Below are 24327 nucleotides of genomic sequence, written 5' to 3'. Positions count from 1 at the left end.
GGAACGACGGATCGATCCACGATATCGGCCTCGGATGTGACGTTTCGAGGATCCTAGGGGAAATGTTTGCGACGATGAGCGCTTGCCCTGTGCTCGAAAGAGCGGTCCGAGACCACGAGCGGACGGGACGGCGACCGTCGCCTCTGACGTCGTCGATTCGATCGCATACCTATTTATTCATCGGCTGACTGCGATCGGTATGGACGTACTACACCCTGCCATGTGGGTCACGGACCCCGACACGATGGAGGAGTTCTACACCGAGGGCCTCGGATTGAACCGAACCCGGGAGTTCGTCGGTGGGGACGGAGCGACGAACCGATTCCTCGGCGGCGAGGGAGACGCGGAGATTCAGTTTGAATTCGACGAGGAGGCTCCCGAGGAAGCACCGACCGGGTTCGATCACGTCGGGATCGCCGTCGAGGACGTCGAGGAGACGATCGAGACCCTGACCACGGAATTCGAAAGTGAGGTCGTACGCGGGCCAAAACGGCTCGACGACAAGGGGATCCGGATCGCGTTCCTCACCGATCCGGAAGGATACGTCGTCGAACTCGTCGAGCAGCTCGAGGAGTAGTTCGGATTCGGCCAGGATCCGTTCGGCGTGGTCTCCTACGTGGGATCCGAAATGAAGTTGGAATTCTGATATATTGGATCTAACATACGCTTTTGAATACGTTCACGATATCGTATTGCTATCCCGACACGACGGTCGATCGATCGTAATACGATCGTCGTTCGGATCTCGCTGGGAAAGATGCTGAAGTGCTCTACGTTTTTCACGCTCAGGTGAATATGACATTGATGTCGCCTCAATTAGCTTGTAATCGGCTAATTAAGCGGATGAACCTCCGGATACTGGAGGACATCGAGCGCGTCTTCAACCGGGAGCTGACCCGCTCGTCGACCGCGAGATCGCGATCGATGGTCGTCGATCGGGAGACGAGATACGGACTGATCGACGAGCGAGAACGTCGAATTTATCCAAAATATAGTATAAACGTAATATACTTAGACGAGATATATGACCACTTCGACATCGGTTAACCGATATGAGACGTTCACTCGATAGCAACCACTTCGAGATCGCGAGCGTCTCTCCGCTTCGAGGGATGGTTCGATCTCGATATTCGATCCGGCGGACGTTGAAATACCATCCCGACGCAGCTCACGATCCGACCGATGAACGACCGAGACTCCGACTTCGAGGACCGGTGCCCAGCCAACGAAGCGTCGTACGACTCGGACGACCCGCGTGGCGAGTGTGACTCCTGCAGTGCATCGATCCCACCGAGACGGACGAGGTGTCGATCCTGTCTCGCCGATCGGCTCGGCGATGTTCTCGCCGGAACGGCCGACGTAGCGACGGAACGGGCGCTCCTTGGCATTGTCCACCTGGTCATCGAGTCGTCCAACTGCTACGGCGCCATCGCGAAGGGTGCGGCTGCCGCGACGCTTCTCTCCTCGAAGGCGATCGAACGAGCCGTCGACGACTGCATGCTTATCCACGATATCGACGACGAGCTGGCGACACGGCTCGTCGACCGGTGGCCCGTGCTCCCCGATGCGGTTCGGATCGCGTCGGCTGACGGCGAGCGACTCCTGACAGCGGCCCGGAATCGAACGGCGTGGACCGGCCACCACGCGTCGGATGACCGTCAGGGGACCACGACGTTCCTCTACGACGAAAGCGGTAGTGGTATTCGCGAGGAACGGCGTCTCGAGACCCTGCTCGACGATGTCGACGACGAGGCGTGGCTAGTTCCGGCGATCGCCCTCCGGAAAGCGACTGATGAGAACGCATCCGATGGCCACCACCCCGGATTTCCGATCACGGATCCTCTCGAGTGTCAGCGATGCGGGCGAGTGACCGAACATCGGTTGCGTAGCCACGAATTCCGCCCCGAGGAAACGGGGGCTGACCAACCGATCTGGGTGTGTGGAACGTGTGGCATGTCCCGTGGGCCCGATCCGACGTAGAGATCGGGCCGGATGGCTCGGGCTTGTCGGTCTCCACCCTCATCGGATGGAAATGACGGCTCGAACCGGGATCGGTCATAGCGGACCTGTTACAGCAGGTTTGCCGGTATGACGGCGTCACGGCTGCGATCGGCGATCGCGACGCCGAGTTCGCGGCGAGCGAACTATCGCGGCGCTAGTGGGTGTGTTCGAGGGCTTCGTTGACCTTCTCTCCGAGGTCAGCGAGTTCGTTCTTGGCACCGTCGGGAAGGGAACTCTGAGGCTCTTCGAGGGCGGGTTGATCGTGGGGATCGGGCTCACCGACGATGACGGTGCCGACCATACCCACGTGTTCGTGGGGCGTGCAGTAGTAGTCGTAGACGCCCTCGATCTCGAAGGTGTGGCTGTCCGTCGCCCCTTCCTCGGCGAGGAAGTCGGTGCTCCAGGGCGCTGCCTCTTCCGGCATCCGGAGCGGTTTGTCGTTGTTGTCGGGATGGTACGCGACCGCATCGTGATGACCACTCTCGGTTGTCCACGTGACCGTTCCGCCCGGTTCGATCCAGACCGCATGTGGTGTGAAGTGGTGTTGGTTGTTCTCGGTTTGTAACAGCACCTCCGCGGTCGCCGACGGCTCCTCGAGTTTCCCTTCGTCATGATCGTGCCCCTGTTCGTCCGCTCCATCGTCGTGTTCGTCCGCTCCATCGTCGTGTTCGTCCGCTCCATCGTCGTGTTCGTCCGCTTCGTCGTCGTGTTCGTCCGCTTCGTCGTCGTGTCCCGACTCCTCGTTTTGGTGGTCGTTCTCGGTGGGAGTCGCTTCCGAACCACTCTCGACGTTGTTCGTCTGCCCCGTACATCCTGCAAGCCCAATGACCGCCACACTACCGGTCACTCCGAGCATCCGTCGGCGCGTGTACAGTGATTCGTTTTTCATGACATCGGTCAGCTCACATATGAGATTACGAGAGGAGTCGGTATAGCTGGGAAACCTGTTTTGCATGCGACGCAAAACTGTCCGGTATTTATGTATCCTGATCGAGTATCGAGTATTGCGAGGAACAGTTGTGTCCCCGGACGATAGCTCTGCTGAACTCCTGGAGCTACTCGGTCAAGAGCGTGTCCGACAGATTCTCGCCGCGACGAGCCGCGAACCCATATCGGCCAAAGCCCTGAGTGATGAATGTGATGTCGCCCGTTCCACCATCTACCGTCGGGCAGAGGTGATGGTCACTCACGACCTCCTCGTCGAACGGACACGGATCGAATCGGACGGAAGCCACCATAGCGTCTACGAAGCAAACATCGATCACCTCGACGTCGATATCGACGACGGGACGATCGACGTCAGCGTACACGTTCGTGAAGGCGCTGCCCAGCGGTTCTCGCGCATCTGGAGTGACATTCGGGAGAGTTAATCATGCACATTGAACTCGTCATCGCGAAACTCATCACGGTCGGACTGGGACTGTTGATAACGTATCAGGCATACCAAGGCTATCGAGTCCATGGCAGCGAGCCAATGCTGTACGTTGCTATCGGATTCGTATTCATCAGTGTCGGTGCCGTCATCGAGGGAATTCTGTTCGACGTCGTTGGCCTGTCGATCTTTCTGGCGGGCACCATCCAGACCGCCATCGTCTCGATGGGTATGCTCGTCATTTTATACTCGTTGTACGGCCGGATGCCTCGGACAACGAATGGAGAGGGTAACCCATGACTGACGGCTGGGAGATCGCATTGATCGGAGTCCGTGTCCTCCTTCTCCTACTGGGGCTTGCGACGACCGCTGTCAGTTTTCGCGCATACCGCCTGGAACGAACGCGATATCTCCGTGACGCGACGATCGGATTCGAGTTCATCACTCTCGGCGTCCTCATTGAGGGATTCCTGTATCAACTCACTGCGTTAACGCTCACCCAAGTCCATATTGCTGAATCCGTCGCCCTCGCATGCGGGTTCACTGTCCTTCTGTGGTCAGTTCTCCAGTAATTCACATCGAAGAGACTCCGTCGTGAGTGCTCTCCGTTGGATTCACGCTAATCTGCCAGCAACTGCATTATTCGTTTTCGTTCTTGCGGAGTTCTTCCATTTTTTCTTCAAGCGCATCGATCGCCTCGCGGGCTTCTTTCGATACCTTGTCACCGGCGGATTTCCCGCCTTCTGCAATATCGTCCACTTCCTCACGAATCTTGTCGATTGCAGAATCAATACGCTTGAACCGATCTTTCTTTTCGTCTGCCATTGCAGCTACTTCTTCCCCATCGATCGTTAACAATCTATCCCCTATACGGAGAGTTCTCGGAGAGATCGTCGTCCACCGCGTTGGTCTGTCGGGTCTCGACCCACCAAGCGAGTGTCCGATCGGCTGAAAGTTAGATTAGCCATACTCAAAGTTTAGACCCACCAAATACAAATAGATGCTCGACTAATGGAGAATTATGAGGAATCGAAATACCGTATTGAGGAGGAACTATGCCATCGATAGATTACGATAGCGCAGCTGAACTCACAGAACAACTCGAAGAGCGGCTCACCAAGTCACTTGGAAACGGTACGAACGTCGACCGGCGAACGGTACTCGGCGGTCTCGGCATCGCTGGGAGCGCAGCAGTAGGTCTCGGGAGCACTCAGGTGAGTGCCGCTCCCAGCTACGATGACGAGGACGAGGACGAACACGGCAACTTCGGTGCCGTCGACGAGTATCACGATACGAACTTCGACCCCCACGAGTTCCTGACGGCGTTCAATACCGGAGAGACCGACCGGGGGTCCGTCCCGCAGCGAGTCTACGAAGAGAATGGGCGGACCGTTCGGGAGTTCGAGTTCATCGCAGTCGACACGACCATCACGATCGCACCGGGCATCGAGTTCGAAGCGTGGGCGTTCAACGGGCAGGTGCCTGGGCCGACAGTTCGCGCCGTCGAAGGTGATCTCATTCGAATCACGTTCGAAAATCTCGGGCAGCACGCCCACACGATCCATCCGCACCTGAAGAATCTCAATCCGGAAATGGATGGAACTCCGCAGAACGGTCCGGGGGTACTCGATACGGGCGACTCCTTCACATACGAATGGATCGCCCAACCCGCCGGAATGCATTTCTACCACTGCCACTCGCTCCCGCTGAAAGAACACATCCATCGCGGGCTCTACGGCACGATCATCGTTGATCCCGATCCCGAACGTGTCAGGAACAACCCGGGCGACTACGTACATGACCATCCGAGCCAGATCACGGACGCGATGCGTGAGGACCTGGTCGAGGAAGCCAAGACGCGAAACCACGAATACGCCGAAAACGACGCCGTCAACGAGATGGTGATGGTGATGAACTCGTTCGACACCGATTTCGACGGCGAGAACGAGGTGTACGCCGCGAACACGCGAGCCTTTGCGTACGGTGTCGGGCAGACGGACGCCAAAGGCAACTGGACGGCAGGCGAGACGAAACGCCCCATTCAGATCAACAAGAACGAACGACAGCGGGTGTATCTCGTCAACGCAACGGAGTTCGACTTCATCAATTCGTTCCACACTCACTCCCAGTTCTTCGATTACTACGACCACGGAACGACGCTGATGCCGACGGACAAAACCGTTGACACGATCATGCAGACCCAGGCTCAGCGCGGCATCATCGAACTGGACTACTCCGACCACCAGCCGGGGCTGTATATGTTCCACGCCCACCAGTCGGAGTTCGCCGAACTCGGCTGGATGAGCTTCTTCGAGGTGGTCTAAATGACGGCTGAAAACGGAGATACGACGACGGATGGCGGTGTAACGGCTGACAAAGAGATTGCACAGCCGCTTGGGCTCCCACGATGGGTCATCGCGTTGCTGCCCATCGTGTTGCTCGTCCTCGTCTTTGGCGTGTTCGCGTTCACGTCGCCGCTCGCCGGCGTTCAGAGCGGCGAACCGCTTCCTGATGTGACGATCACCCACGCCACCTTGCCCAGTGACGACACGGTCGTCCTCCACGTCACTAACAACGGCCCGGAGGCGGTTACGATCTCCCAAGTACTCGTTGAGGAAGCCTACTGGAACTTCCGGGTCGAAGGGGCCGGTGGTGACCGGACGCTCGACCCCCGAGAAAGCGCGCGCGTCGTCGTTCCGTATCACTGGAACCCGGGGTGGGACTTGGATGTCGATCTCGTGCTCTCGGATGGCACGACGATCGGCCACGACGTCGAAGCCCCTCAACCGTCGCCCGGATTCAGTACTGATGTCCTGTGGACGCTGGCGCTCATCGGGCTGTTCGTCGGGGTGATCCCGGTCGCACTTGGAATGCTGTGGTTCCCCTTCCTTCGAACGATGAGCGATCGCGCATTACACGCCGTCCTTCTGTTCGCCGCTGGCGTGCTCGGCTTTCTTGCATTCGACGCCGGGTTCGAGGCGTTCGAACTCGCCGGGCGAATCCCCGGTGCCTACGAGGGCAACTTGCTGGTCGTCTCCGGTATCCTCGGTACGCTGTTACTCGTGCAGGCGATCAGCTCGTGGCGTGAGGGGCGCGTCGCTGCCGGTGACAGCCGAGCGAGCAGTGGTCTCTGGGTCGCATATCTCGTGGCCCTCGGGATCGGACTCCATAATCTCGCCGAGGGACTGGCGATCGGAAGTTCGTTCGCGCTCGGACGCGTGTCGCTCGGTGCATTTCTCGTTATCGGGTTCATGCTCCACAATGTAACCGAAGGCCCAGCGGTGGTCGCACCGCTTGCCCGCGACAAGCGCCCGGAATTGTGGCACTTCGCCGCACTCGGTCTCCTCGCCGGCGCGCCCGTCATCCTCGGTGGGTGGATCGGTAGTCTCGCTTACTCGCCGACGATCGGTGCATTCTTCCTCGCGATTGGTGTCGGCGCGATCCTCCAGGTCGACTGGGAGATCACACGGATGGTCCGTGCCGCGGACGGTCGTGTAGCGAGCGCCACGAACCTGCTGGCCTTTTTCGTCGGATTCGGCGTTATGTACGCAACCGACCTCTTCGTGGTTCTGTAAACGACACCGTCCCACTCGTCGCCTTCGACGGCTCCTTGAGGCAGGGACGTCCTGCCTCTCCGACCTGACGTGCTGTATAGACATTGACTCCGGATGCCCGCGGAGAGCGAAGCGTCTGTGTGCCGAAAGCGCGGCGACGCACGTCGAAGAGTGGGACGGGACCTCGGACGAAGCGTGGGACGCGCTCGCGGATGAGTGACGGGCCCGACGTTCGCCGCGGCGATGTCGTTATCGTTCGATTCGATCCCGTCGAGGGTCACGAAATGAAGAAGACACGACCAGCCGTAGTGGTGCAAAACGATATTGGGAACCGAAATTCCAGTGCGACCATCGTCGCTCCCGTCACGGGGACCTACCGAGAGTATCCGTTCGAGGTGTTTATCGAGGCGAATGGCTCCCCGATTGAAAAAGACTCGTCGATTCACCTCGACGGGGCGACGATGGCCGATGTCGACGAGGCGCTGAAACTGAGTCTCGGTCTCGACTGAACTACCGACTCTCTCGCTGCTCGACCTTGTTCAGGTAGCTGAAATCCACGATGGAATCTCGTGAAAATTACCTTCCGATTCACTCTCAGGACATCGAATACGGGCGTAACAGGCTTCCTATTGCTGCCACATATAAAAGAAGGAACTCCCTCATTCTACAAGCCACTGTTTGGATCGGCTAGAGCGTGTCGAACGAGTCGATCACGTTGCTCGTCGAGTGGGCCTCAACGACATCCTGTTCCTCGAAGTCCGAGTCATCGCTCCAGATATCGGCATCGGTGGCAAGAGCACACGCGAGGTACAACACATCATCCGGGTCGATGTCGCCAAGCGCCACTTCGGCCTGCTCGATATACGGATAGAACTCACTGGCGGGAACGATTTCGATGTACTGGAAGAGGAGGTCGATGAACTGTGCGACTCGATCGGGAGTCATCCCTGACTTCTCGACGATCAGCTCCTCGTAGTTCTCGATTTCGTCGTGGACGAACTCGGGCGTCAAGAGATCGGGTTCGAGCGTAACGATGAGTTCGCGGGTTTTCGAGTCTGCAATGAGTGCGGAGATGACGACGTTGGCATCGACGACCAGCTTCATCCGTCCAGATTACTCCGACTCTTCTTCGACGCGTTTGCGTGCGCTTGCGTTGATTTTGTCAGCAATCTCGGCAACGTCACTTTCGGTGAGTTCGCTATTGGACGTAAGCTCGTCCATCACTTCAAGCGACTCGATTTTCTCCTCAATGGCCTGTCGTGTGACCTCACTCCAGTTGATCTCTGGGTGCTTCTCCATTCGCTTTTTCAGGTCGTCGTCGACGTTGACAGTTATCGTGGGCATACAGAAAGCTATGTGCACACAGAATACTGTGTCTTTCGGTGAACGCGTTCCATGTGTCGTTCCCAGGAATGCCTCTGAAGTGGGTTGAGCCCGAGGTAATCGGATTGCCCCAGCAGGGCTTCCGTTGCTACGTTCAGTAACTCACGTAGATGATTTCGTGCACTTTACCGCTTTCCGACTATCCCTTTGTAGCAGCGTGGTCGAAATTCCGACTCTGGAATCATACCCCCTGGGTGTCGTGTGAGCTGAGGCAATCCCGACGCGTCTCTCAAGAACGATTCCTCGAGTATTTACCGAAGCGGTGTGACCATCGAGTGCTGACGGTCTTGCCATGTGTATGCGCGGTCAGGTGACCGAGTCGTATAGACGGGCGCCGTCAGCATTCTACATTGGGGGTAGCGACGCTGGCCGTCCAGAGCCTCAACCAATATTGGAAGAACAATTTTGAGAAACTACCCTGACCGTTGCTTTTCTTGCATCTCGATCAACTTATGATAATCTTCCATGATGAGTTCCATCCTCTCCATCAAACTGTCAAGATCATCAATCTGCTTTTCCGAGAGAGTCATGTTGGTGTCCAGATCGCTTGGATCGAGCGTGTACGACCCATCTTGGTACCGCACAACCAGCTCCCCATTGTGAAAGTCTTCACCGAGCAATGCTTCGTCCGATATCTCGACATTATCGGCGAAGTCGAGCAGTTCCTGCATTTGCGGTGGTTCGAGGATCAGTCCATCCCCGAGACTCCTCGATTTGTTGTTATTGTAGATGAGATAGTCGCCATCGTCGTATTCTGCGATCAGTATATTGCCTGTGATGCGTTTCGTCCAGATGCGCTGTGCTTCGTCACTGTCTGCGTGTTGGTAGGACATCCGGTTTTATTCGCCCATACCTCGCTTAAAAGGGTTCGTCAAGACCTTTTAATAACGACCAACACAGCGCGCTTCACACGTCGCGCTAGCCGTCCAGCGTCTCGCAGAAAGCACGGTAGGCAGTCCAGAGGCGTTCGGGTGCTTCGGTCGGCGTGATCGTGCCCCTGTCCCGGTTGTAATCGATGAGTTCCTCCATGGTCAGCAAGTGGGTCTGGTACAGCGAGACGTACACTCGCTCACGCTGTTTCGAGGACAGTTCCGTCACCGTGCAGTTGTTCTCTCTTGCTGCGACGTGCTCGGAAAGGTCGGAAATGGTGACTACTTCGTTTGGTGGCTGGCCGGCCAGATATTCAACTGCCCACCTGCGACGCGTACAAGACAGGATGTCGATCAAGTCACTGTGATCGATGGGTGTGACGTGTGACTGTGACGTGTGACTGTGACGTGCGCGTGTGATAGCGGACTTGATGCGACTGACTGGATTGCAAATTTGCATTTTCATCGGTTTTTCTCGGGGACGGTCGCCCCGACGCACCCGACCCTCTATTGGTCGGGGCGACCGCTCCCGTTCGGCTAGTACTCCGCAAGGTCTAGGGATAAAGCCGAAGACCAGGATGCACATGCCTTTGGCAGTCGGATACTACTGATGAGAGGAATGTCTGATAGCGATAAGCGGAACTTTGTCTTGCGCGACAGCGACGGTAACGAATCCAGTGTCTTTAGCGGTAGTTCTCCTCGGCAAGCAGCACTAAAGGCTGCTCGTCGGCTCCCTAGTGGAGATACTGAAGATGAAGCTGAACATGTAGATATTCAACTTCGTGAGCGTGGTACCGATGATGTGCACGTGTACGATGCTTGGGCTTGGAAAGTTGATGCTGACGAAGATGCGCCCGACTGGGTTGGCGATACGGTGACTGAAGCGAACGTATCCAAACTGCGCGTCGATCACGTAGACAACGGCTGACGATCGGTATTGTCTGAGCTGCTCTCCAGCTTTAAACGAGGGAATCTCGTACGTTTAGGTAAGAGATGAACACTGCAATGCTCCCTAATGATTGGGCCCGGAACCCGGGTATGGCCAAACGAACCGCACGCTATGCCTGCTTCGAGCACGTGAGTCTTGAGGCGATGATCGACGTCTGTCCACCAGTGAATTCTGAGGGGCTGTTCGACGTCGACGAAGATGCCTGGGCTATCGCCAAGCTGTACACCTCGCATGATGAGCTGGAAGGCGTGCAGTTCCGCGACCAACAGACGATCGAGAACCAGGAAGACATGGCCATCGTCGTACGCGACCTCGCCGACACGTTCTATGAGAACTTTTCTGATGGACTGGATGTCGGCGAGCGCGAAGAACCCAGTCCCGGACTGACCATCCCCGACGGCTGGCTAGGGGACACAGAACACCGCACGCTCGACGAGTTCTAATCACAATACCCAATAGATCACGACTGAATCGAGGGGATGTGTACGAATTCTCGGCAGCAACTATTGACCTTTCTTACAACCGTGATGGTGCAACAAAGTTTTTGGATTTGCTTGCTTCAGAAGTTCCACCTGAACGAAGTAGCTATCCAGAACTCGGATATCGAAATGATGGGTCGATCGTGATGCGAACGCACAATGACCGTGTTAAAGATCTGAAAATGGGCATTTACGCCGTGTTCGGACACACTGATTTCACACCATTTGACGAGATGAAGGAGCGTGTTTGGAAGAGTCCAGTACCGCCGCAAGCAGTCGTGTATCGTGGAAATGATGAGGGATTTACAACTGCTAATTTGTGGACTGACGATGGGTGGGTGACCTTCTCTGAAGATGATTCCGTTTATCACGACTCCATACTGTGGCTGCCGAAGGAACTGCATGACCGCGTTGGCTGGGTTCCTGATCTTGCGTACTTCTCTTTAGAAAAGTGGGCCTTGACTATTTCTGAGAGCGATGCTGCAACTAACGAGCAGAAAACTGCTCGAACGTGGTTCTGGGAGAACAAAACCGATGTTTTCCAATAGAACTTGCTATAGTATCGCTCTTATCCAATAGATGGGTTCTGACGCTCTCGAGTATTGAAAGAGTGAATCTCAACACGCGTGCGCTGTGACCGCACGTGCTTGTCAGGCCAGTCCCCGCCACAAAGGCAAGGGCGTGGCCTGCATCCATATTGAGGTATGTGCGCCTTCGTGGTAAATGATGTCGGCGAGGGTTTCATCCGTGACGTTCTTCGAAGAACTCTTTCTGATGCTCTCGACAAAGCCATCCATCTAGTGGTGGGCCAGCCACTGCGTCGCGGTCGCAGCGTTCACACTTCTGCCCTTCCGGTGGCGATTCTGCACCTCTATCGCCCATCTCGGCTGACTCTTCGATGATTTTTCGGGCTTCTTCGCCAACATCCTCGTCGTCGTACATGTTCTACAGTTGGTCGTCTAGTCACTTAGACCACCACTCACAACGAGGGGTGTGTCCACGGCCTTTCACCACTCACAATAAGGGTGTGAAATATTATTACGACAATAGGTCTCGAACTCCGTGGTCTCGAATACGGTGTGGCCGTTCAGGATGGTGACGGCGATGAGCGACCCGACGAAGATCACGGTGCAGTGCGCAGGCGAGACTGGGCACAGAACTTGGTGCGAACGAGAACTAACTGTGCACGTCCACTACAAAGACCGAGATCACTACTGGCACAATCACAGCGACAAGGCCGGTTAGAATCGATGGTCGGGACAGTCCCCAACGTCAAATGCCGCAACTGCGACACACTAATGATTGACGATGGATCGTAGCGGTGGCCGACCTTACTGAAGGCTGTGAGGTACTCACCGTGTAGATCGTCTATTCACTAGGTATGCCTCGAACAGTCAATACCGGTTGATCGGCGTTCCGCACGACACTCGTCGCAACACTCCCCATCACGAACCGGTCGAGGCCCGTCCGCCCGTGGGTTCCAAGAACAATGAGGTCTATCCCTTGCTTGTCTGCATACTTGACAATCTCGCGCTCGGGTTTCCCCTCTCGAGTAGCTGGAACAAGATCGAGACCTGCCTGGGCAGCGTTTGCCTTGGCTTCTTGGAGTACCGACTTACTCTCCCGTTCGAGCAGATCACGGATGGCTCCAGAATTCCCAAAGCGACTCTCTATCACGTAGAGTCCATGTACTGTCGCATCGAACGTGTTCGCGAGTGAGACCGCATACGCCCTCGCGTGCCGGGCACTTTCACTCCCATCAATTGCAACGAGAATATCCCGAATTTCCGGTGAGGCGTCCATCTCCCGTGATCGCACCGTAAGGACTGGAACGGACGCAGCCTGGGCCACCTGCTCAGCAACCGACTCCCGTAAGAACCGGGAGAGTCGCCCGCGAGAGTGTGTCCCCATCACAACGAGATCAATGTCGTTCGTGTCGATATACTCGAGAATCGAGTCAGCCGGATGACCGCTCGCTATCGACGTTTGTACCGTAATACTCTCGGCTTCGCACGCCGAGACAACGTCCTCAAGTGTCGATTCGGCGGTCGCTCTCAATTCCGATTCGATTTCATTCGAAGCAGACGTGTCAGCCACGTCGTCAATGAGGCCGCCGTTTTCGAGCACGAACAGCGCGTGTATCTCAGCATCGAACGCGTTCGCAAGTACCTGCGCGTATTGCTGTGCACGCTGACTCGCCTCGCTGCCATCCACGGGAAGCAAAATATGGTCGAACATACAGACCCTACGCAATCAGTCCGAAAAGACGTTCCGGCAAAATATCATCACCAGATGAGTGTACCTATCCACGAGAGAGTCTCTGCCTCGATGAGAATGTATCCACCGAGCCCGATGAACATGAGTGGAATCCCAACGTGACCAACCCGGTCGATAACGCGTACCGTTTGCGGGTGGTCAGCAAGGAGATAGCCGATCCCGCACCAGATAGCGATGAGCACGCCAAATACGAGGAGAATTCCGCTGACTTGGCCAGCCGACCGCGTCGCAAACAACGGCACGTATATTGCAATGTTATCTCCGCCATTCGCAACTGTTACCGACGCAACCACTGAGACGTTCTGCCATCCACTCGCTTCCGTCCTATGATCGATCCCAGGGATCACATCATCACCGTCCGATTGGCCACGCCACGCCGCAACTGCACCCCGGAGACCAATTGCCAACGGGATGAGACCCAGCAACCCGACGAGCTCTTTCGGTATGCGTACCGCACCCAGGTACCCGAGAACCGACACGAACAACAGCACAGCAAATCCCACGTACTGGCCGGAGACGACGTGCCACGACCGCAGTGAGCCATCTACGCGGGTGAAAAACACCGTCAGCACGAGAATATCGTCGAGATTCGTGGTCACGAACGCGACCAACGCCGTCCCGACGACACCGACAAGCCAGTCAAACCCGACCATCTACCGTGCCGCGGTTAAATCCCCCAGAAGAAAACAATTCCGAGGGTGGTGACTATCGAGAGCAGGAGTTGCAGCGGTGCACCGACTTTGAAGAAGTCGGCGAACGTGTAGCCGCCGGGGCCGTACACGAACAGATTCGTCTGGTAGCCGATAGGCGTCAGAAACGCCGTGGAGGCAGCGAAGGTCACCGCGAGCACGAACGCGAACGGGTTCGTACCGATTTGTGCTGCCGAAGCTGCTGCGACCGGTATCATCAGCACGACGCTGGCATTGTTGGAAATAACACTCGTGATGAGACCCGTGGAGATGTAGAACAGCCATAAGACAAGTATCACGGGCAGGAAATCCGCGGAAGCGGAGACGAGATTCCCGAGAAGCCGTGCTGCGCCGGTCTGTTCGAGCGCAATACCCAACGGAATCACGCCCGCCAGCAGGAAGATCACGTCCCAGTCAACCGAGTCGTACAGCTCGTTCGGCTTGAGCACCCCAGTCACAACCATTCCAACGACGCCGGCGAGCGCAGTCACGAGAATGTTCTGTTGTGCCCCAGCGAGCATCGTGAACTGTTCGACGCCAGTCAGTGACGCAAGGCCGTTCCCAAGAAATTCCCAGGGCATAGCGACGAACCCGACAACGCCGACCATGATGGCGATTGCGTGCGGAATCTTGTCCGTTCGATAGTCTGGGTCGTCAGCCTCGTGTGCGAGGATGAAGTCGTTGTTCTGTGCCAGCCGGTCGATACTGTCGGACTCGGCCTGGATCAGCAGCGTGTCACCCGCCCGGATTTTGATGTCCTCCATACGGTCACGGATGACTTCACCGCGGCTTCGGAGCGCGAGAACGTTGCCGTTGTAGCGCTCTCGGAAGGACGAACTCGTGAGCGTCTCCCCGACGAGAAACGACCGCGATGGGATGACGACTTCGACGATGGACTGGTCGGTGGTCTGCTCGGGTTCGAGTTCTTCGTCCGTTTCGACCGATCCCGCGATGGCGAGGTCGTCGGCGACAGCGAGTCGCTCCAGCGTATCTCTGCTTGCGCGGAGGAGCAGGGTGTCACCGGCGTCGATCTGTTTGCGTGCCAGTGGTTCGGTGAAGCGTTCACCGTCACGGATGAGCTGGAGGATATCGGCATCCGTTTCGGCCTCTTCGATGGCAGTTTCGACGGTTTGTCCGACCAGTGGCGAGTGATCTCGAACGACGACTTCTGCGAGATAATCCGTGATCTCGTATTCTTCGACGTAGTCTTCCTCGACTGGTACGCGCTCGGGCAAGAGCCGGTGACCGATCGTGAGGAGGTAGATCGAGCCCGTGATGAGAACGATGACCCCGAGGATGGTGAATTCGAAGAAATCGAAGGCATGGAGGGAGGGGTACTCGCCTGAGAGGCGGGCTGCCGTGTCGCTGGCGAGGATGTTCGTCGAGGTACCGATGAGTGTGAGCGTCCCACCGAGCATCGACGCGAACGACAGGGGAATGAGCAGTTTCGACGGAGAGGTCTTTCCTTTGTGTGCGACGTCGGAGATGACCGGGACGAGAATCGCAACGACCGGCGTGTTGTTGATGAACCCCGACGTGGGGCCCGCCACACCGATAGTGGCGAGGAGCTGTTTGTTGAGGCTGTCACCAGCATACGAGGAGATTTTCCGACCGATAATCTGGACGACACCAGTCTGGCTAATTCCTGCGCTCAGGATGAGCATTGCCAGGACAGTAATTGTCGCTGGACTGGAAAACCCGGAGATACCCTCCGTAGGGGTGATCTGCGTCCAGGGTTCGAGGACGATGAGCGTGACCATGATGGCGATGGCGGTCACGTCGATTGGAAGCCATTCGGTCACGAACAGGATGATCGCTCCGAGGATGACGAGGAGAACGACCAGCATATTGGTCGTAAGTCCCGCAGGCAACATCGTCTGCAAGACTGCCAAAGGAAGAGTGGAAAGCATACCGATACGTTAGAAGGCCGGGGTTAAAAACGCCTTCAAAAGTTATGCCAATGATTGCCGTGGGTAACACTCAGATGACGGTGAACTGTCGGAACAGCTTGCCCTCAGAGCTCTCTCAACAACTTTCCGTATTCGATTGTTCTTCAGAAGGCCGTTACGTGATCGGGAGAACGACGAACGAGAGGTATGACAGGCCAGTCGCGACCGAAGGGCCGATAATCCAAAACGAAACAAACCGCACCACTGCTGACGGGTCAAACAACTCACCGGCATCTTGCAGGTCTTCGGCGGTCTCCTCACCGATGCCCGGCACCTCTTCGTCCGTTTCCACCGTTACAGCATTAACTGATACACCGCCTTCGAGTTCACCACGGGCGAGGTCAGGCACAGTCGCGATACGTGTCGCTCGCCCCCACCCGAGACCGACGATAGTCATGACGGTCGAGAGAGCCAGACTGATCGGAATACCGAGCCACGAGGCGACCGTCGTGATGGTCGCAGCGACGACCATCACGATTGTGGCAGCCATCAGTGGAAGATCAGTGAGCCCGTTCCCAACAGATTCCATCGTCCGTCGGGCAATCGTGAAGGCCCCGATACCGATAGCGACGGTTCCGAGACCAACTGCCCAGCTCGGCCCGAGGAGACCACCACCGACCAGCGGTGCAACAGCGTTCGCGATGTTGCTCGCGCCTGCGCTGAACGACATGTAACAGGCGATAATCAAGACAACAGCCGTACTGATGAGTTCACGTGGCGTCGTTCCAGGGCCGAGGACGGGCCGTGGAATCGTTCCCGACGAGTCGTACGTGATGAGCGGCCCCTTAGTCTGCTGGATCGCAAAGAGGCGGTCTAAGTGTGGGTAGAGGTAGCGACCGATCACAGCACCACACCAAAACCCGACGATTGGCGCGATAATCCACCAAACGACGATTTCGCCCATCACGGCCCAATTCAACGAGTTCGTCGCGAGACCAAGTCCTGCAATCGCACCGACAGCCGTCATCGAGGTCGACACAGGGACGCCGTAGATATTGGCGAACAACATCCCCAACCCGATGAATGAGAGGACGACGATACTCGCCTCGATAGAGAACTGGGTTGCAGGAACGATCTCGCCCCCGAGCGTATCGATCACGTTGCGACCCACAGTCCACCCACCGAGAAAGACGAAAAAGGTCATCAGGGCCGCAGCAGCGGTTTTGTTGACGACTTTCGCACCGACCGACGGCCCCCACGCGACTCCCGTCGACGAGCCACCGATGTTGAAGCCAACAAATACCGCTGCCAACAGGCCAATGAGGAAAAGGATGGAGACCATATCAAAAGGCACTCTCTAAATACACGTATAAGTTCCGAACCCTATACCGAATATTGAGATAAGTTATCCACGGTGTTTATTGGGCGGTCGGCCCTATGTAGCGTATGATTCCACGTGTTCTTGTTCCAGTGGATGATTCTGAGATGGCCGAGCGGGCCGTTCGATATGCCCTTGAAGCACATCCAGATGCTGAGATTGTGGTGCTACATGTTGTCGGGGAACCGTCTGGGATGATGGGGAAAGCAGTGGGTCTCGCCTTGGAGGACGATATTCAGCAGGCTGCCGAAGAGCATGCATCAGCGGTTCATCAGCGTGCACGCGATATTGCGGATCAGTACGATACGGAGATCTCGACAGAAGTTGCGTGGGGAAGCCCAGCCAAAGTAATCATCAATCGAGCTGCGGATTTCGATACGGTAATTATCGGCAGTCACGGGGGAACGTTGGCTGAACGACTCTTTGTCGGGAATGTGGCACAGAAGGTGTTCCGGCGTTCACCAGTGCCGGTGACGGTCGTCCGTTGACGAGGCTACGACCACCAAAGTTGTTGACTGTATGCATCGATAAAGACCCGACTCAACTATTGTCGGAAAAGGCAGGGACTGTGACGTGTGCGTGTGACGCGACACTGTAACGTGTGACTCTCATAAGTAACTGTGAGTAGTATCTCACCCACTCACAACGAGGGGTGTGTCTTGATCTTCTGTTTACTTGAGAACCGGGGCTTTGCAGGTATCTGGCTCTGTTGAACCCTCAGAGAGCGACAGGTAGTGCGTGTTGAATACAGAGGGTGCCCCTTGTTTACCCAGTTAGGCCTAATAGATAGTATCCGGTGCTGGATACGCGCCCTTTGCTGACCGTTGTAGAGGAACCTATTAAGAGGTACCCGAGCCCTGGCCGTGAGTGTCTCTAAGGGTCGATAGATACCTGGTCGATAGCAGACGCTGTCGGCTAGCGCCGCGCTAGCCGAGGTCATCGCGGAATGAGCAGTATGCTTGCCACACCTGCGTTGGTGTCTATGTCGGTGTCACTTCTATCCGATCCGCCTCGAATTCGACAATCGATCCGTCCATGTGGGGCATTTGGGTAGCAGCTTGAGGTGCTATTATATAGCCAAAGACCACCCCCAGACGTTCCGTTCTGGATATCTTCTATCGCTGAGTTATTCTGTTGTTTTTGTTTCGTTGCTCCGGATTGGAGTGAGGATCTGTGTTTGTTTTGCCGTGCGGTACTTTTCTTTGATGCGCCCGATCACCGCTCCGACGTGGGAATCGCTGACGTCGAGGAGACTGGCGATTGCTTTGCGGGAATGGCCGCTGTATTTGTACACGTACACCATGGCTTCTTGTTCTGAGAGTGTGGTGTGTTCGAGTACGTAACTGACAAAGCAGTCCAGGCAGAGGTGGTCGGAGCGGTTTTCGGCGATCCAAGTTGTGTTTGTTTTGCACACTGGAATGTATTCGATCTCGTATGGGCCGAGACCGCATGCATCGCAGGGGGCGTTGATTTGTTTTGATTCAACCATCTACATCAACGGTATACGTTGCATACTATAAAAAGTGTTGTGCAATAACACCGAAGAGACAACCAACTTTTTATGCTTCGGAGGGATACAGTTGTATATGCACCACGCATACAACACGAGTGATGCGCATTATGCGCCTCACACACCCTGGTTCGCGTGAGTGCTGGAGAACTCCCGATGACAAAGAGATTATCAATAAACATGCAGAAAGGAGGTGTCGGCAAGTCGACCACGGCGATGAACCTCGCTGGCGCAATCGCAGATCTCAACCACTCGGTACTGCTCGTTGACGCTGATCCGCAAGGACACACCACCAAGGCACTCGGCCACGACACGGCGTACTTGCGCGATGGTGTGTCGATGTACGACGTGATGCTCGACGTCGACAAATTCGCGCAAGTCGGCGGACTCATCGAATCGACCGACGAGGACGGCATCGACATCCTGCCCGCGCACATCGACATGTTCCAGCTCGAGCGCGAACTGTACTTCCAAGGTAGGACAGAGGAGCGCCTCGGCCTAGTGCTCGACAAACTGAATAAGGAATACGATGCGATCGTGATGGACTCACCGCCGAACCTCGGCCCGCTCACCGATAACACAATCCTTGCGGCGCGCAACGTCCTGTTTCCGGCGCAAGCCCAACAGTCCAGTCGCGACGCCTTGGAGATGCTCTTCGACGAAGTCGAGACCCTGGAGGCCGAATTCGGCGTTAACGTGCGAATGCTCGGCGCGGTCGTAAACCAGGTCTCGCGAGATGGCATGGCCGAGGAGATGCTCGAGTGGTACCGCTTGCAGTTCGATGACGAGTACGTCTACACGGTGCCCGACCGCGTCGCCCTAAGATATGCCTGGGAAGACGGCACGACTATCTACGGCTACGAGCCGGAACGCTACGAGGAAGATGCCGTCGAGCAGCTGCGCGACACCTATCGAGAGATCGCGGAGATGGTGCTCGAACAGGCCGCAGACGTGGAGGTGACAGTCGATGTCTGACGACATCGGCGATGAGGAGGCTGGGTTGAAAGACCGGCAGAACGCGCTGAGCGAACGATTCGCTAAGCATCGCGACGCCGACCCCACCGACACGACCGACACGGCTGACACGAGTACTGCGAGTGATGCGGGTGGTGCGGGTGATGCGTCTGATACGGATGATGCGGGTGATACGGGGGGATCTGGTGGGTCAGTGCGTGACCGACCACAAACAGCGATGTACCTCCCCGAAGAGTTGCGCGAGCGCCTGCTCGATGTCTACGAGAAGTTGGATGCGCGCAGCAAGCTCGACGACGACGGCGAGATTGAGAAACACCGGCACTTCTACGAGGGGTTGGTGGAGTGTGCGCTCGACAGCGACGACCTAGAGGAGTACGTGCGGGAGAAGCGCGACGGGCGACGCTAGCCGGCTGGTTCTCTGTCGGAAGCATGCAGCTCGGCGAGTGTGCCACGATCAGCACACTCGGGACACACCGGACGCGACCAGTCGTTTACCCGAGTTCATCACTGTGAAATACCTGAAACTTTTGTCCGTCACTGCTCGGTGCCGCACACCCGATTTCATGACTGTGCGCTCTCGCACCCCTGAGTTCATCACTTACAGCAGCGATTCAACCGGCGTGAGGGTGATGCCCGCCGATGAACCGCTTCTCCGGCGGGTCGGTGGAGTCCGGCTGGCTCTTTCGGTTGTTTGGGTGGTTTTGTGTTCACGGGGTCGGGATTCTGTGCTCGCCTTTTGTTTTATAAGTATTCACGTACAAAAACATACGTGTACAGATGACCCGCGTCCAGACCAAGAACTCCGGCAGAATCGTGACAACTATCCCCATCGATTACGCCGAGACCCTCCCTGACCTCGCTGGCCAACACTTGTCCTGGCACGTCGAGTCTCGCGATAGTCTCACCGCCAATCTAGAAGGCCACCAGAATCCAGACGGGGTCAAAACAACACAAGTACAGTACAACGAAAGTGCCGACCAGTACTCAGTCGCCATTCCCACGGCGCTCGCACACGCGATGCATTTGCTCAATGCCGATCTTGACTGGGACATCAAACGCGGACACTTCTACATCACCATTGAATCCCGCCGGGGTGACGCCGAATGAGCCGCGGACTCAGGTTCATCCGGAGCTCCCAGGGCGAACGCGACAAAGTCAGCCTCGCGCTCCAACGCGAGACCACGACGGAACTCTACAAAGACTACGGGTACACTGACGAGCAAGTGGAGGACGTTGACCTCGGCATCCACACCGGATTCAGCAGACACACTCGAGGGATCGAGTCCGACAACCGTCTGGACGCGAACCCAGAGGTACAGGCTGCTATTGAACGCCTCCGAGACGGCAAGTACGACCACGTCTTCGCGTTCGATGATACGCGTATCTGCCGGGACGACTACTACTTCGTCATTAAGGACGCCGCGATAAAGGGCAGTGCAGAATTCGTGTTCGCCGATGACATCGATTCGGAGTCTCTCGCTTTCAGGGTAAAACGCGTCGTCGAGATGTGGGTGAAACTGCAAGAGATCTCGAAGTCCAAGGAAGCTCGCGCTGAGCGCCGAGAGAACGGGGGTCGTGAAGGAGAATCACCAACGGGTCTAGATTGGGACGACGAACGTCTTGGGTGGGAGCCGGACGAAGACTTCGAAGGTGTTCTACGAGTGTTGGCGATGAAGGATTCGGGATACACACATCGAGAAGTCGTCGAAGCAGTTGATGTTGTGGGTAGTACCGGTACCGTCTCAAACATCCTCAATCGGCGCGACGAGTACGAGCAGCAGATGATTGAACACGGATACAGCTACCCTGGGCTCGAAACAAAGCCAATATAGTCGGGGTCGAAACTCCGAATAACCCTCTATTGGCTATGTGAAGTCTGAAAGTTGGGTTTCTGTTTTTGCTTCATCAGAGACAACATCTGAGATGTCGATCTCCCTTTCGGTCTCCCCTACCAAGACCTCGTATTCGCGGCTCTCGTTACGAATGTTCTTCATCCGTTCAGCAATATCTTGGATCTCCTCGACACGATCTTCCCAGTCCAGCACCGAGAGGACAGCTTCGTCAAGTTCCTCGTTGTAGTCCTCATTACTGGGGTCGGTGATCCAGTCGTCAAACGCATCACGAATGCGTTCAGCCTCTTCCTCCTCGATTTCGCGCGGGTCAACAACAGGGAGTGTCTTCATGTCGTAGACCATTACGCGAATAGCTTGCCCGCCACTGATGCGGCCATGAGACTCGATGAAAAGACGACCGATGGCGGAGTTCATCACTCCGGCCATCAGCTTCTCTTCACCGGCGGTGAGGTATACTGGACGCCCGATGTCCTTCACGGCGAGCCTATCGACGTTCCACATCACGCCGGGGTTGTGCTGCCGAGTCTCCGGGATGACGAGTTCGGGCGTCTCCAGCTCGTCGAGGTCGAACCAGACTTCCCCCCTGGTGTAGATGTTGTGGGAAAGGTCGTGGCTGCCGTCCTTGTTCTTGGGCGGGTAGTCGTGCTTTTCGCCCTTCTCCTCGATGTAGTCGGCGAACTTGTCGTGGCCTTCGTCTCGGAGCCGCTCGAGTGCGAGTCGCTGGATGGTGTCAACCTTGTTGGTGGCCTTGACCTCTCCGTCGTCGCTGACGATGGGGCTGCTCTCTATTTCGTCGATGACGTCCAGCACGAGGTCGTGAAGATCGACGAAGTACTCGTCCGTATCGTCGGCGGTGAAGAGGAACGCACCGTCGTCGATGTCGCGCTTCGTCATTAGGCCGGGTGTGAGGTATTTATCGGGGATCTCGTACTCCTCAACGGTGCCTTCGTCGACCTTGAAGAAGTCGTCACACTGGGTCTTGATGCCGGTGAGATAGCCCTCGGTCGCGCAGATCTCGGGGAGAGTCGTGATCTTGTCGTGCTGGACGAGTTCGAAGTACTCAGTCGGTGCGACCAGGAACCGGCTCCACTTCTTCTCCTCGGCGAGTTCGGACTGCTTGCGGCGGATGACCCGGTAGTTCTCGCCCTCGTGGGAGATATCCGAGTCGAGGAGGTCGAGAATCTCCGAGACGGGGCGTTTCTCCTCGAGGCGAAGGAAGGGGACGACGTTCTCGTCGCGTTCCTCCTTGTTGTCGGGATCGTCTTCCCCTTGCTTCTCGAGGATGGTGACGCAGGTGTTGACCAGGGCGTCCTCGAAGAGGGCCTTGTTGAACCAGATGATGCCCTTGATCTTGGCGTTGTTGAGGAAGTAGTTCATCAGCCCCTCGCCGGACTCGATGGTCGTCCACTTGTAGGATGTGATGAACCCGAGCCGGCCACCATCGTCCAGCCATTCCAGTCCCTTCGTGAAGAAGTACTGGTAGATGTCGCTCTTCTTGCTGATGTAGTGGTTTCCGTAGTTGGCGTACTTCGTGGGGAGGTGGTCTCTCTTCTCGTCTTTGTCGTCGATTTCGTTGCGGTTGATGTAGGGAGGGTTGCCGACGACGACGTTCACGTCGTCGAACTTGTGCGTGACTGACGGGTCGAAACCACTCTCGCTTTCGTTGATGTCGGCGGTTTCTGTGGAGAGGAGGTGTTGGTCGGGGCCGACGTCGAAGAAGTCCTCAACGTGGATGTTCGTGCGCTCGGTCTTCGCGTTGAGGTTCTGGCGGGCGAGGTTGATGACGGCGAGGTGGGCGGCGAACCGGTTGACGTCGACGCCGGCGATCTGGTCAACCACCTCTTGGTGACTCTTGCCGTTGTGGTCGTTCAACCACTCATAGGCCTCTACGGGGAACGTTCCCGTCCCGACCGCGGGGTCGAGGACGATGTCGTCAGGAGAGTCCATCGTCGCGTGGACGATGAGGCGGGCGATCTTTTGCGGCGTGTAGAACTCGCCGAGATCCTTCCGTTCCTTCGTCGGGATGAGTTCCTCGTAGAGTTCGCCAAGGAAGTCGCCGGTGATCTCGGAGAGGTTGTAGTCGCCGAGTTCGTCGATGAAGTCGTTGACCGTGTCGGCGACGCGGTCGTTGTACTCTACGCTTCCGAACACGTCGTTCTGTTCGAAGACGGCCTTGTAGTCGACGTCCTCGACGATGGTGTCGAACCGCGTGCTGAGGTACTCGCGGAGGAAGTCGAGTTCGTCGACGCTCAGGTTGCGGATGGCAAGAATCTTGTCCTCGGTGTCGGCCCGCTTGTACGCGAGTTCGGAGGTGTAGGTCTCGAACTTATCGGTGTCCTCGACGATCTTGTAGAAGATGAGCTGGTTGATAAGGAGGTACGCGTCCTCGCGGGCGAACTTGTTGTGGACGGTCTCCATCTGCCGTTCCTTCTTGCGGCTGAGGGAGTCATCGTCGACCCAGTCCGTCTCGTAGTCGAGTCCCTGTTTGTTGGCCCATTCGGCGAAGTTGCCGGCGAAGTCGTCGTCTTCGCTGAGTCGGGATTCGAGAGAGTCCTCGAGGTGGGGGTAGATGAACTGGTGGAGTTCCTTTAGGCGGTCGACGAGAACGTCGAATTCTTCGTCCCATCGGCGAGCGTCTCCTCGGTCGATGGCGACCATATCCTCAAGGACGGTGAAGGCGAGATCCTCGCGGCTGTCGAAGTCAGATTGACTGTATGAGATCTTGCGACGGTGGAGGAGCCCGCGATTGACCTCGTGTGCTCGGAGCAAAACCATCGTCTCTCCATTATACGTCGCGATATACTCGGCGCCAAGGTCGTCTGCATACCCGCTGGCCTGCTTGATAACGGTCGAAGAGTGGGGGTCGAACTCCTCGATTGCTTCGCCCTTAACGAGCTTCTTGCATTCGATTACCAGTACTGGATCAGTTCCATCGTAGAGGACGAGGTCGGCGAAGCCACTCTCCGTGGGTTCCTCTGGTTCAACCCGATCGAACGAGTAGCCGTCAACTTCCCACACCTCACCGTCGCCGATTCGGTTCCGGAGGGCGTGGTGGAGTTCGAAGTGATGTTTGGCCTCTCGCTCAACATCGTCCGAAGTGAGACGACTCATATAGACTCTTAGGCAGACAGAATAATCACACCGTCATA

General features: G+C 56.6%; 29 protein-coding genes. 16 read left to right on the top strand and 13 right to left on the bottom strand.

The window, feature by feature from the left end; genetic code table 11:
• Nucleotides 1–199 precede the first annotated feature (199 nt).
• Together ACERIT_RS08900 and ACERIT_RS08895 are read left to right on the top strand one after the other, a co-directional pair.
• Nucleotides 200–577, top strand: a complete 378-nt coding sequence (locus ACERIT_RS08900; protein ID WP_373674493.1) for a VOC family protein — start codon at nucleotides 200–202, stop codon at nucleotides 575–577.
• 605 nt (nucleotides 578–1182) lie between these two features.
• A complete protein-coding gene (locus tag ACERIT_RS08895; RefSeq protein WP_373674492.1) occupies nucleotides 1183–1980 on the top strand; it encodes a hypothetical protein in 798 nt (265 codons plus the stop codon).
• A 175-nt stretch (nucleotides 1981–2155) separates the two neighbouring features.
• Here the strand turns inward: ACERIT_RS08895 and ACERIT_RS08890 are convergent, their stop codons facing one another.
• Complete coding sequence (locus ACERIT_RS08890) at nucleotides 2156–2890, bottom strand: plastocyanin/azurin family copper-binding protein (protein WP_373674491.1); 735 nt, start codon at nucleotides 2888–2890, stop codon at nucleotides 2156–2158.
• 130 nt (nucleotides 2891–3020) lie between these two features.
• Between ACERIT_RS08890 and ACERIT_RS08885 the strand changes: the two genes are divergently transcribed.
• Genes ACERIT_RS08885 through ACERIT_RS08875 form a run of 3 tightly spaced genes read left to right on the top strand, consistent with a single transcriptional unit; the run spans nucleotide 3021 to nucleotide 3945 of the window.
• Complete coding sequence (locus tag ACERIT_RS08885; RefSeq protein WP_373674490.1) at nucleotides 3021–3371, top strand: ArsR/SmtB family transcription factor; 351 nt, start codon at nucleotides 3021–3023, stop codon at nucleotides 3369–3371.
• A 2-nt stretch (nucleotides 3372–3373) separates the two neighbouring features.
• Complete coding sequence (locus ACERIT_RS08880) at nucleotides 3374–3673, top strand: hypothetical protein (RefSeq protein ID WP_373674489.1); 300 nt, start codon at nucleotides 3374–3376, stop codon at nucleotides 3671–3673.
• Entirely contained in the window at nucleotides 3670–3945 is a 276-nt protein-coding gene (locus ACERIT_RS08875) for a hypothetical protein (protein WP_373674488.1), read from the top strand. The genes ACERIT_RS08880 and ACERIT_RS08875 overlap by 4 nt, the downstream gene beginning before the upstream one ends.
• Nucleotides 3946–4012: 67 nt before the next feature.
• Here ACERIT_RS08875 and ACERIT_RS08870 read toward each other — a convergent pair whose 3' ends face one another.
• On the bottom strand, nucleotides 4013–4198 hold the full coding sequence (locus tag ACERIT_RS08870) for a hypothetical protein (RefSeq protein ID WP_373674487.1): 186 nt from the start codon (nucleotides 4196–4198) through the stop codon (nucleotides 4013–4015).
• A 230-nt stretch (nucleotides 4199–4428) separates the two neighbouring features.
• Here ACERIT_RS08870 and ACERIT_RS08865 point away from each other — a divergent pair, with 230 nt between their 5' ends.
• From ACERIT_RS08865 to ACERIT_RS08855, 3 genes are all read left to right on the top strand, one after another.
• A complete protein-coding gene (locus ACERIT_RS08865; protein ID WP_373674486.1) occupies nucleotides 4429–5697 on the top strand; it encodes a multicopper oxidase domain-containing protein in 1269 nt (422 codons plus the stop codon).
• Nucleotides 5698–6948, top strand: coding sequence for a ZIP family metal transporter (locus ACERIT_RS08860; protein WP_373674485.1), 1251 nt, complete (start codon nucleotides 5698–5700; stop codon nucleotides 6946–6948).
• 191 nt (nucleotides 6949–7139) lie between these two features.
• Nucleotides 7140–7436 (top strand): type II toxin-antitoxin system PemK/MazF family toxin, encoded by a 297-nt coding sequence (locus tag ACERIT_RS08855; RefSeq protein WP_373674484.1) that lies wholly within the window; start codon nucleotides 7140–7142, stop codon nucleotides 7434–7436.
• Between the two features lie 178 nt (nucleotides 7437–7614).
• Here the strand turns inward: ACERIT_RS08855 and ACERIT_RS08850 are convergent, their stop codons facing one another.
• The 4 genes from ACERIT_RS08850 to ACERIT_RS08835 all read right to left on the bottom strand — a co-directional run bounded on the left by ACERIT_RS08850 (nucleotide 7615) and on the right by ACERIT_RS08835 (nucleotide 9645).
• Entirely contained in the window at nucleotides 7615–8031 is a 417-nt protein-coding gene (locus ACERIT_RS08850; protein ID WP_373674483.1) for a PIN domain-containing protein, read from the bottom strand.
• A 9-nt stretch (nucleotides 8032–8040) separates the two neighbouring features.
• A complete protein-coding gene (locus ACERIT_RS08845; RefSeq protein WP_373674482.1) occupies nucleotides 8041–8271 on the bottom strand; it encodes a hypothetical protein in 231 nt (76 codons plus the stop codon).
• A gap of 452 nt (nucleotides 8272–8723) precedes the next feature.
• Complete coding sequence (locus ACERIT_RS08840) at nucleotides 8724–9143, bottom strand: hypothetical protein (protein ID WP_373674481.1); 420 nt, start codon at nucleotides 9141–9143, stop codon at nucleotides 8724–8726.
• Nucleotides 9144–9228: 85 nt separating this feature from the next.
• Nucleotides 9229–9645 (bottom strand): hypothetical protein, encoded by a 417-nt coding sequence (locus ACERIT_RS08835; RefSeq protein ID WP_373674480.1) that lies wholly within the window; start codon nucleotides 9643–9645, stop codon nucleotides 9229–9231.
• 153 nt (nucleotides 9646–9798) lie between these two features.
• On the opposite strand from ACERIT_RS08835, the gene ACERIT_RS08830 reads away from it, so the two are divergent.
• The 3 genes from ACERIT_RS08830 (at nucleotide 9799) to ACERIT_RS08820 (ending at nucleotide 11155) form a co-directional block, all read left to right on the top strand.
• Nucleotides 9799–10107, top strand: a complete 309-nt coding sequence (locus tag ACERIT_RS08830) for a non-histone chromosomal MC1 family protein (protein ID WP_373674479.1) — start codon at nucleotides 9799–9801, stop codon at nucleotides 10105–10107.
• 110 nt (nucleotides 10108–10217) lie between these two features.
• Nucleotides 10218–10571: a hypothetical protein gene (locus tag ACERIT_RS08825; RefSeq protein ID WP_373674478.1), complete on the top strand. Its 354-nt coding sequence runs from the start codon at nucleotides 10218–10220 to the stop codon at nucleotides 10569–10571.
• A gap of 38 nt (nucleotides 10572–10609) precedes the next feature.
• A complete protein-coding gene (locus ACERIT_RS08820; RefSeq protein ID WP_373674477.1) occupies nucleotides 10610–11155 on the top strand; it encodes a hypothetical protein in 546 nt (181 codons plus the stop codon).
• Between the two features lie 193 nt (nucleotides 11156–11348).
• Here the strand turns inward: ACERIT_RS08820 and ACERIT_RS08815 are convergent, their stop codons facing one another.
• The 5 genes from ACERIT_RS08815 to ACERIT_RS08795 all read right to left on the bottom strand — a co-directional run bounded on the left by ACERIT_RS08815 (nucleotide 11349) and on the right by ACERIT_RS08795 (nucleotide 16804).
• Nucleotides 11349–11549 carry a hypothetical protein gene (locus tag ACERIT_RS08815; protein ID WP_373674476.1) on the bottom strand — a complete coding sequence of 67 codons (201 nt, stop codon included), beginning with the start codon at nucleotides 11547–11549 and terminating at the stop codon, nucleotides 11349–11351.
• 426 nt (nucleotides 11550–11975) lie between these two features.
• Nucleotides 11976–12845: a universal stress protein gene (locus tag ACERIT_RS08810; protein WP_373674475.1), complete on the bottom strand. Its 870-nt coding sequence runs from the start codon at nucleotides 12843–12845 to the stop codon at nucleotides 11976–11978.
• Nucleotides 12846–12892: 47 nt separating this feature from the next.
• Nucleotides 12893–13483, bottom strand: a complete 591-nt coding sequence (locus tag ACERIT_RS08805) for a cadmium resistance transporter (protein ID WP_373674474.1) — start codon at nucleotides 13481–13483, stop codon at nucleotides 12893–12895.
• Nucleotides 13484–13551: 68 nt separating this feature from the next.
• Nucleotides 13552–15420 carry an SLC13 family permease gene (locus ACERIT_RS08800; RefSeq protein ID WP_373674509.1) on the bottom strand — a complete coding sequence of 623 codons (1869 nt, stop codon included), beginning with the start codon at nucleotides 15418–15420 and terminating at the stop codon, nucleotides 13552–13554.
• Nucleotides 15421–15637: 217 nt separating this feature from the next.
• Nucleotides 15638–16804 carry an anion permease gene (locus ACERIT_RS08795; RefSeq protein ID WP_373674473.1) on the bottom strand — a complete coding sequence of 389 codons (1167 nt, stop codon included), beginning with the start codon at nucleotides 16802–16804 and terminating at the stop codon, nucleotides 15638–15640.
• A gap of 104 nt (nucleotides 16805–16908) precedes the next feature.
• Between ACERIT_RS08795 and ACERIT_RS08790 the strand changes: the two genes are divergently transcribed.
• Complete coding sequence (locus ACERIT_RS08790) at nucleotides 16909–17328, top strand: universal stress protein (RefSeq protein ID WP_373674472.1); 420 nt, start codon at nucleotides 16909–16911, stop codon at nucleotides 17326–17328.
• 638 nt (nucleotides 17329–17966) lie between these two features.
• Here the strand turns inward: ACERIT_RS08790 and ACERIT_RS08785 are convergent.
• A complete protein-coding gene (locus tag ACERIT_RS08785; RefSeq protein ID WP_373674471.1) occupies nucleotides 17967–18329 on the bottom strand; it encodes a helix-turn-helix transcriptional regulator in 363 nt (120 codons plus the stop codon).
• 177 nt (nucleotides 18330–18506) lie between these two features.
• Between ACERIT_RS08785 and ACERIT_RS08780 the strand changes: the two genes are divergently transcribed.
• From ACERIT_RS08780 to ACERIT_RS08765, 4 genes are all read left to right on the top strand, one after another.
• Nucleotides 18507–19325, top strand: a complete 819-nt coding sequence (locus ACERIT_RS08780) for a ParA family protein (protein WP_373674470.1) — start codon at nucleotides 18507–18509, stop codon at nucleotides 19323–19325.
• A complete protein-coding gene (locus tag ACERIT_RS08775) occupies nucleotides 19318–19731 on the top strand; it encodes a hypothetical protein (RefSeq protein WP_373674469.1) in 414 nt (137 codons plus the stop codon). The genes ACERIT_RS08780 and ACERIT_RS08775 overlap by 8 nt, the downstream gene beginning before the upstream one ends.
• 371 nt (nucleotides 19732–20102) lie before the next feature.
• Nucleotides 20103–20432: a hypothetical protein gene (locus tag ACERIT_RS08770; protein ID WP_373674468.1), complete on the top strand. Its 330-nt coding sequence runs from the start codon at nucleotides 20103–20105 to the stop codon at nucleotides 20430–20432.
• 116 nt (nucleotides 20433–20548) lie between these two features.
• The gene (locus ACERIT_RS08765; RefSeq protein WP_373674467.1) at nucleotides 20549–21157 is read left to right on the top strand and encodes a resolvase; all 609 of its coding nucleotides are present in this window, start codon (nucleotides 20549–20551) and stop codon (nucleotides 21155–21157) included.
• A gap of 33 nt (nucleotides 21158–21190) precedes the next feature.
• On the opposite strand, the gene ACERIT_RS08760 is transcribed toward ACERIT_RS08765, so the two are convergent.
• The gene (locus tag ACERIT_RS08760) at nucleotides 21191–24289 is read right to left on the bottom strand and encodes a class I SAM-dependent DNA methyltransferase (protein WP_373674466.1); all 3099 of its coding nucleotides are present in this window, start codon (nucleotides 24287–24289) and stop codon (nucleotides 21191–21193) included.
• Between the last annotated feature and the right edge of the window lie 38 nt (nucleotides 24290–24327).

This window comes from Halopenitus sp. H-Gu1, from assembly GCF_041821145.1.
In the GTDB taxonomy this organism is placed as follows: Archaea; Halobacteriota; Halobacteria; order Halobacteriales; family Haloferacaceae; genus Halopenitus.
This window is presented reverse-complemented; position numbering and strand designations above follow the sequence as displayed.

What these genes read in the sequence shown, in the direction of transcription:
- ACERIT_RS08900 (WP_373674493.1), top strand. Translation starts at nt 200, where the DNA reads ATGGACGTACTACACCCTGCCATGTGGGTCACGGACCCCGACACGATG.
- ACERIT_RS08895 (WP_373674492.1), top strand. Translation starts at nt 1,183, where the DNA reads ATGAACGACCGAGACTCCGACTTCGAGGACCGGTGCCCAGCCAACGAA.
- ACERIT_RS08890 (WP_373674491.1), bottom strand. Translation starts at nt 2,890, where the DNA reads ATGAAAAACGAATCACTGTACACGCGCCGACGGATGCTCGGAGTGACC.
- ACERIT_RS08880 (WP_373674489.1), top strand. Translation starts at nt 3,374, where the DNA reads ATGCACATTGAACTCGTCATCGCGAAACTCATCACGGTCGGACTGGGA.
- ACERIT_RS08875 (WP_373674488.1), top strand. Translation starts at nt 3,670, where the DNA reads ATGACTGACGGCTGGGAGATCGCATTGATCGGAGTCCGTGTCCTCCTT.
- ACERIT_RS08870 (WP_373674487.1), bottom strand. Translation starts at nt 4,198, where the DNA reads ATGGCAGACGAAAAGAAAGATCGGTTCAAGCGTATTGATTCTGCAATC.
- ACERIT_RS08865 (WP_373674486.1), top strand. Translation starts at nt 4,429, where the DNA reads ATGCCATCGATAGATTACGATAGCGCAGCTGAACTCACAGAACAACTC.
- ACERIT_RS08860 (WP_373674485.1), top strand. Translation starts at nt 5,698, where the DNA reads ATGACGGCTGAAAACGGAGATACGACGACGGATGGCGGTGTAACGGCT.
- ACERIT_RS08855 (WP_373674484.1), top strand. Translation starts at nt 7,140, where the DNA reads ATGAGTGACGGGCCCGACGTTCGCCGCGGCGATGTCGTTATCGTTCGA.
- ACERIT_RS08850 (WP_373674483.1), bottom strand. Translation starts at nt 8,031, where the DNA reads ATGAAGCTGGTCGTCGATGCCAACGTCGTCATCTCCGCACTCATTGCA.
- ACERIT_RS08845 (WP_373674482.1), bottom strand. Translation starts at nt 8,271, where the DNA reads ATGCCCACGATAACTGTCAACGTCGACGACGACCTGAAAAAGCGAATG.
- ACERIT_RS08840 (WP_373674481.1), bottom strand. Translation starts at nt 9,143, where the DNA reads ATGTCCTACCAACACGCAGACAGTGACGAAGCACAGCGCATCTGGACG.
- ACERIT_RS08835 (WP_373674480.1), bottom strand. Translation starts at nt 9,645, where the DNA reads ATGAAAATGCAAATTTGCAATCCAGTCAGTCGCATCAAGTCCGCTATC.
- ACERIT_RS08830 (WP_373674479.1), top strand. Translation starts at nt 9,799, where the DNA reads ATGTCTGATAGCGATAAGCGGAACTTTGTCTTGCGCGACAGCGACGGT.
- ACERIT_RS08825 (WP_373674478.1), top strand. Translation starts at nt 10,218, where the DNA reads ATGGCCAAACGAACCGCACGCTATGCCTGCTTCGAGCACGTGAGTCTT.
- ACERIT_RS08815 (WP_373674476.1), bottom strand. Translation starts at nt 11,549, where the DNA reads ATGTACGACGACGAGGATGTTGGCGAAGAAGCCCGAAAAATCATCGAA.
- ACERIT_RS08810 (WP_373674475.1), bottom strand. Translation starts at nt 12,845, where the DNA reads ATGTTCGACCATATTTTGCTTCCCGTGGATGGCAGCGAGGCGAGTCAG.
- ACERIT_RS08800 (WP_373674509.1), bottom strand. Translation starts at nt 15,420, where the DNA reads ATGCTGGTCGTTCTCCTCGTCATCCTCGGAGCGATCATCCTGTTCGTG.
- ACERIT_RS08795 (WP_373674473.1), bottom strand. Translation starts at nt 16,804, where the DNA reads ATGGTCTCCATCCTTTTCCTCATTGGCCTGTTGGCAGCGGTATTTGTT.
- ACERIT_RS08790 (WP_373674472.1), top strand. Translation starts at nt 16,909, where the DNA reads ATGATTCCACGTGTTCTTGTTCCAGTGGATGATTCTGAGATGGCCGAG.
- ACERIT_RS08785 (WP_373674471.1), bottom strand. Translation starts at nt 18,329, where the DNA reads ATGGTTGAATCAAAACAAATCAACGCCCCCTGCGATGCATGCGGTCTC.
- ACERIT_RS08780 (WP_373674470.1), top strand. Translation starts at nt 18,507, where the DNA reads ATGACAAAGAGATTATCAATAAACATGCAGAAAGGAGGTGTCGGCAAG.
- ACERIT_RS08775 (WP_373674469.1), top strand. Translation starts at nt 19,318, where the DNA reads ATGTCTGACGACATCGGCGATGAGGAGGCTGGGTTGAAAGACCGGCAG.
- ACERIT_RS08770 (WP_373674468.1), top strand. Translation starts at nt 20,103, where the DNA reads ATGACCCGCGTCCAGACCAAGAACTCCGGCAGAATCGTGACAACTATC.
- ACERIT_RS08760 (WP_373674466.1), bottom strand. Translation starts at nt 24,289, where the DNA reads ATGAGTCGTCTCACTTCGGACGATGTTGAGCGAGAGGCCAAACATCAC.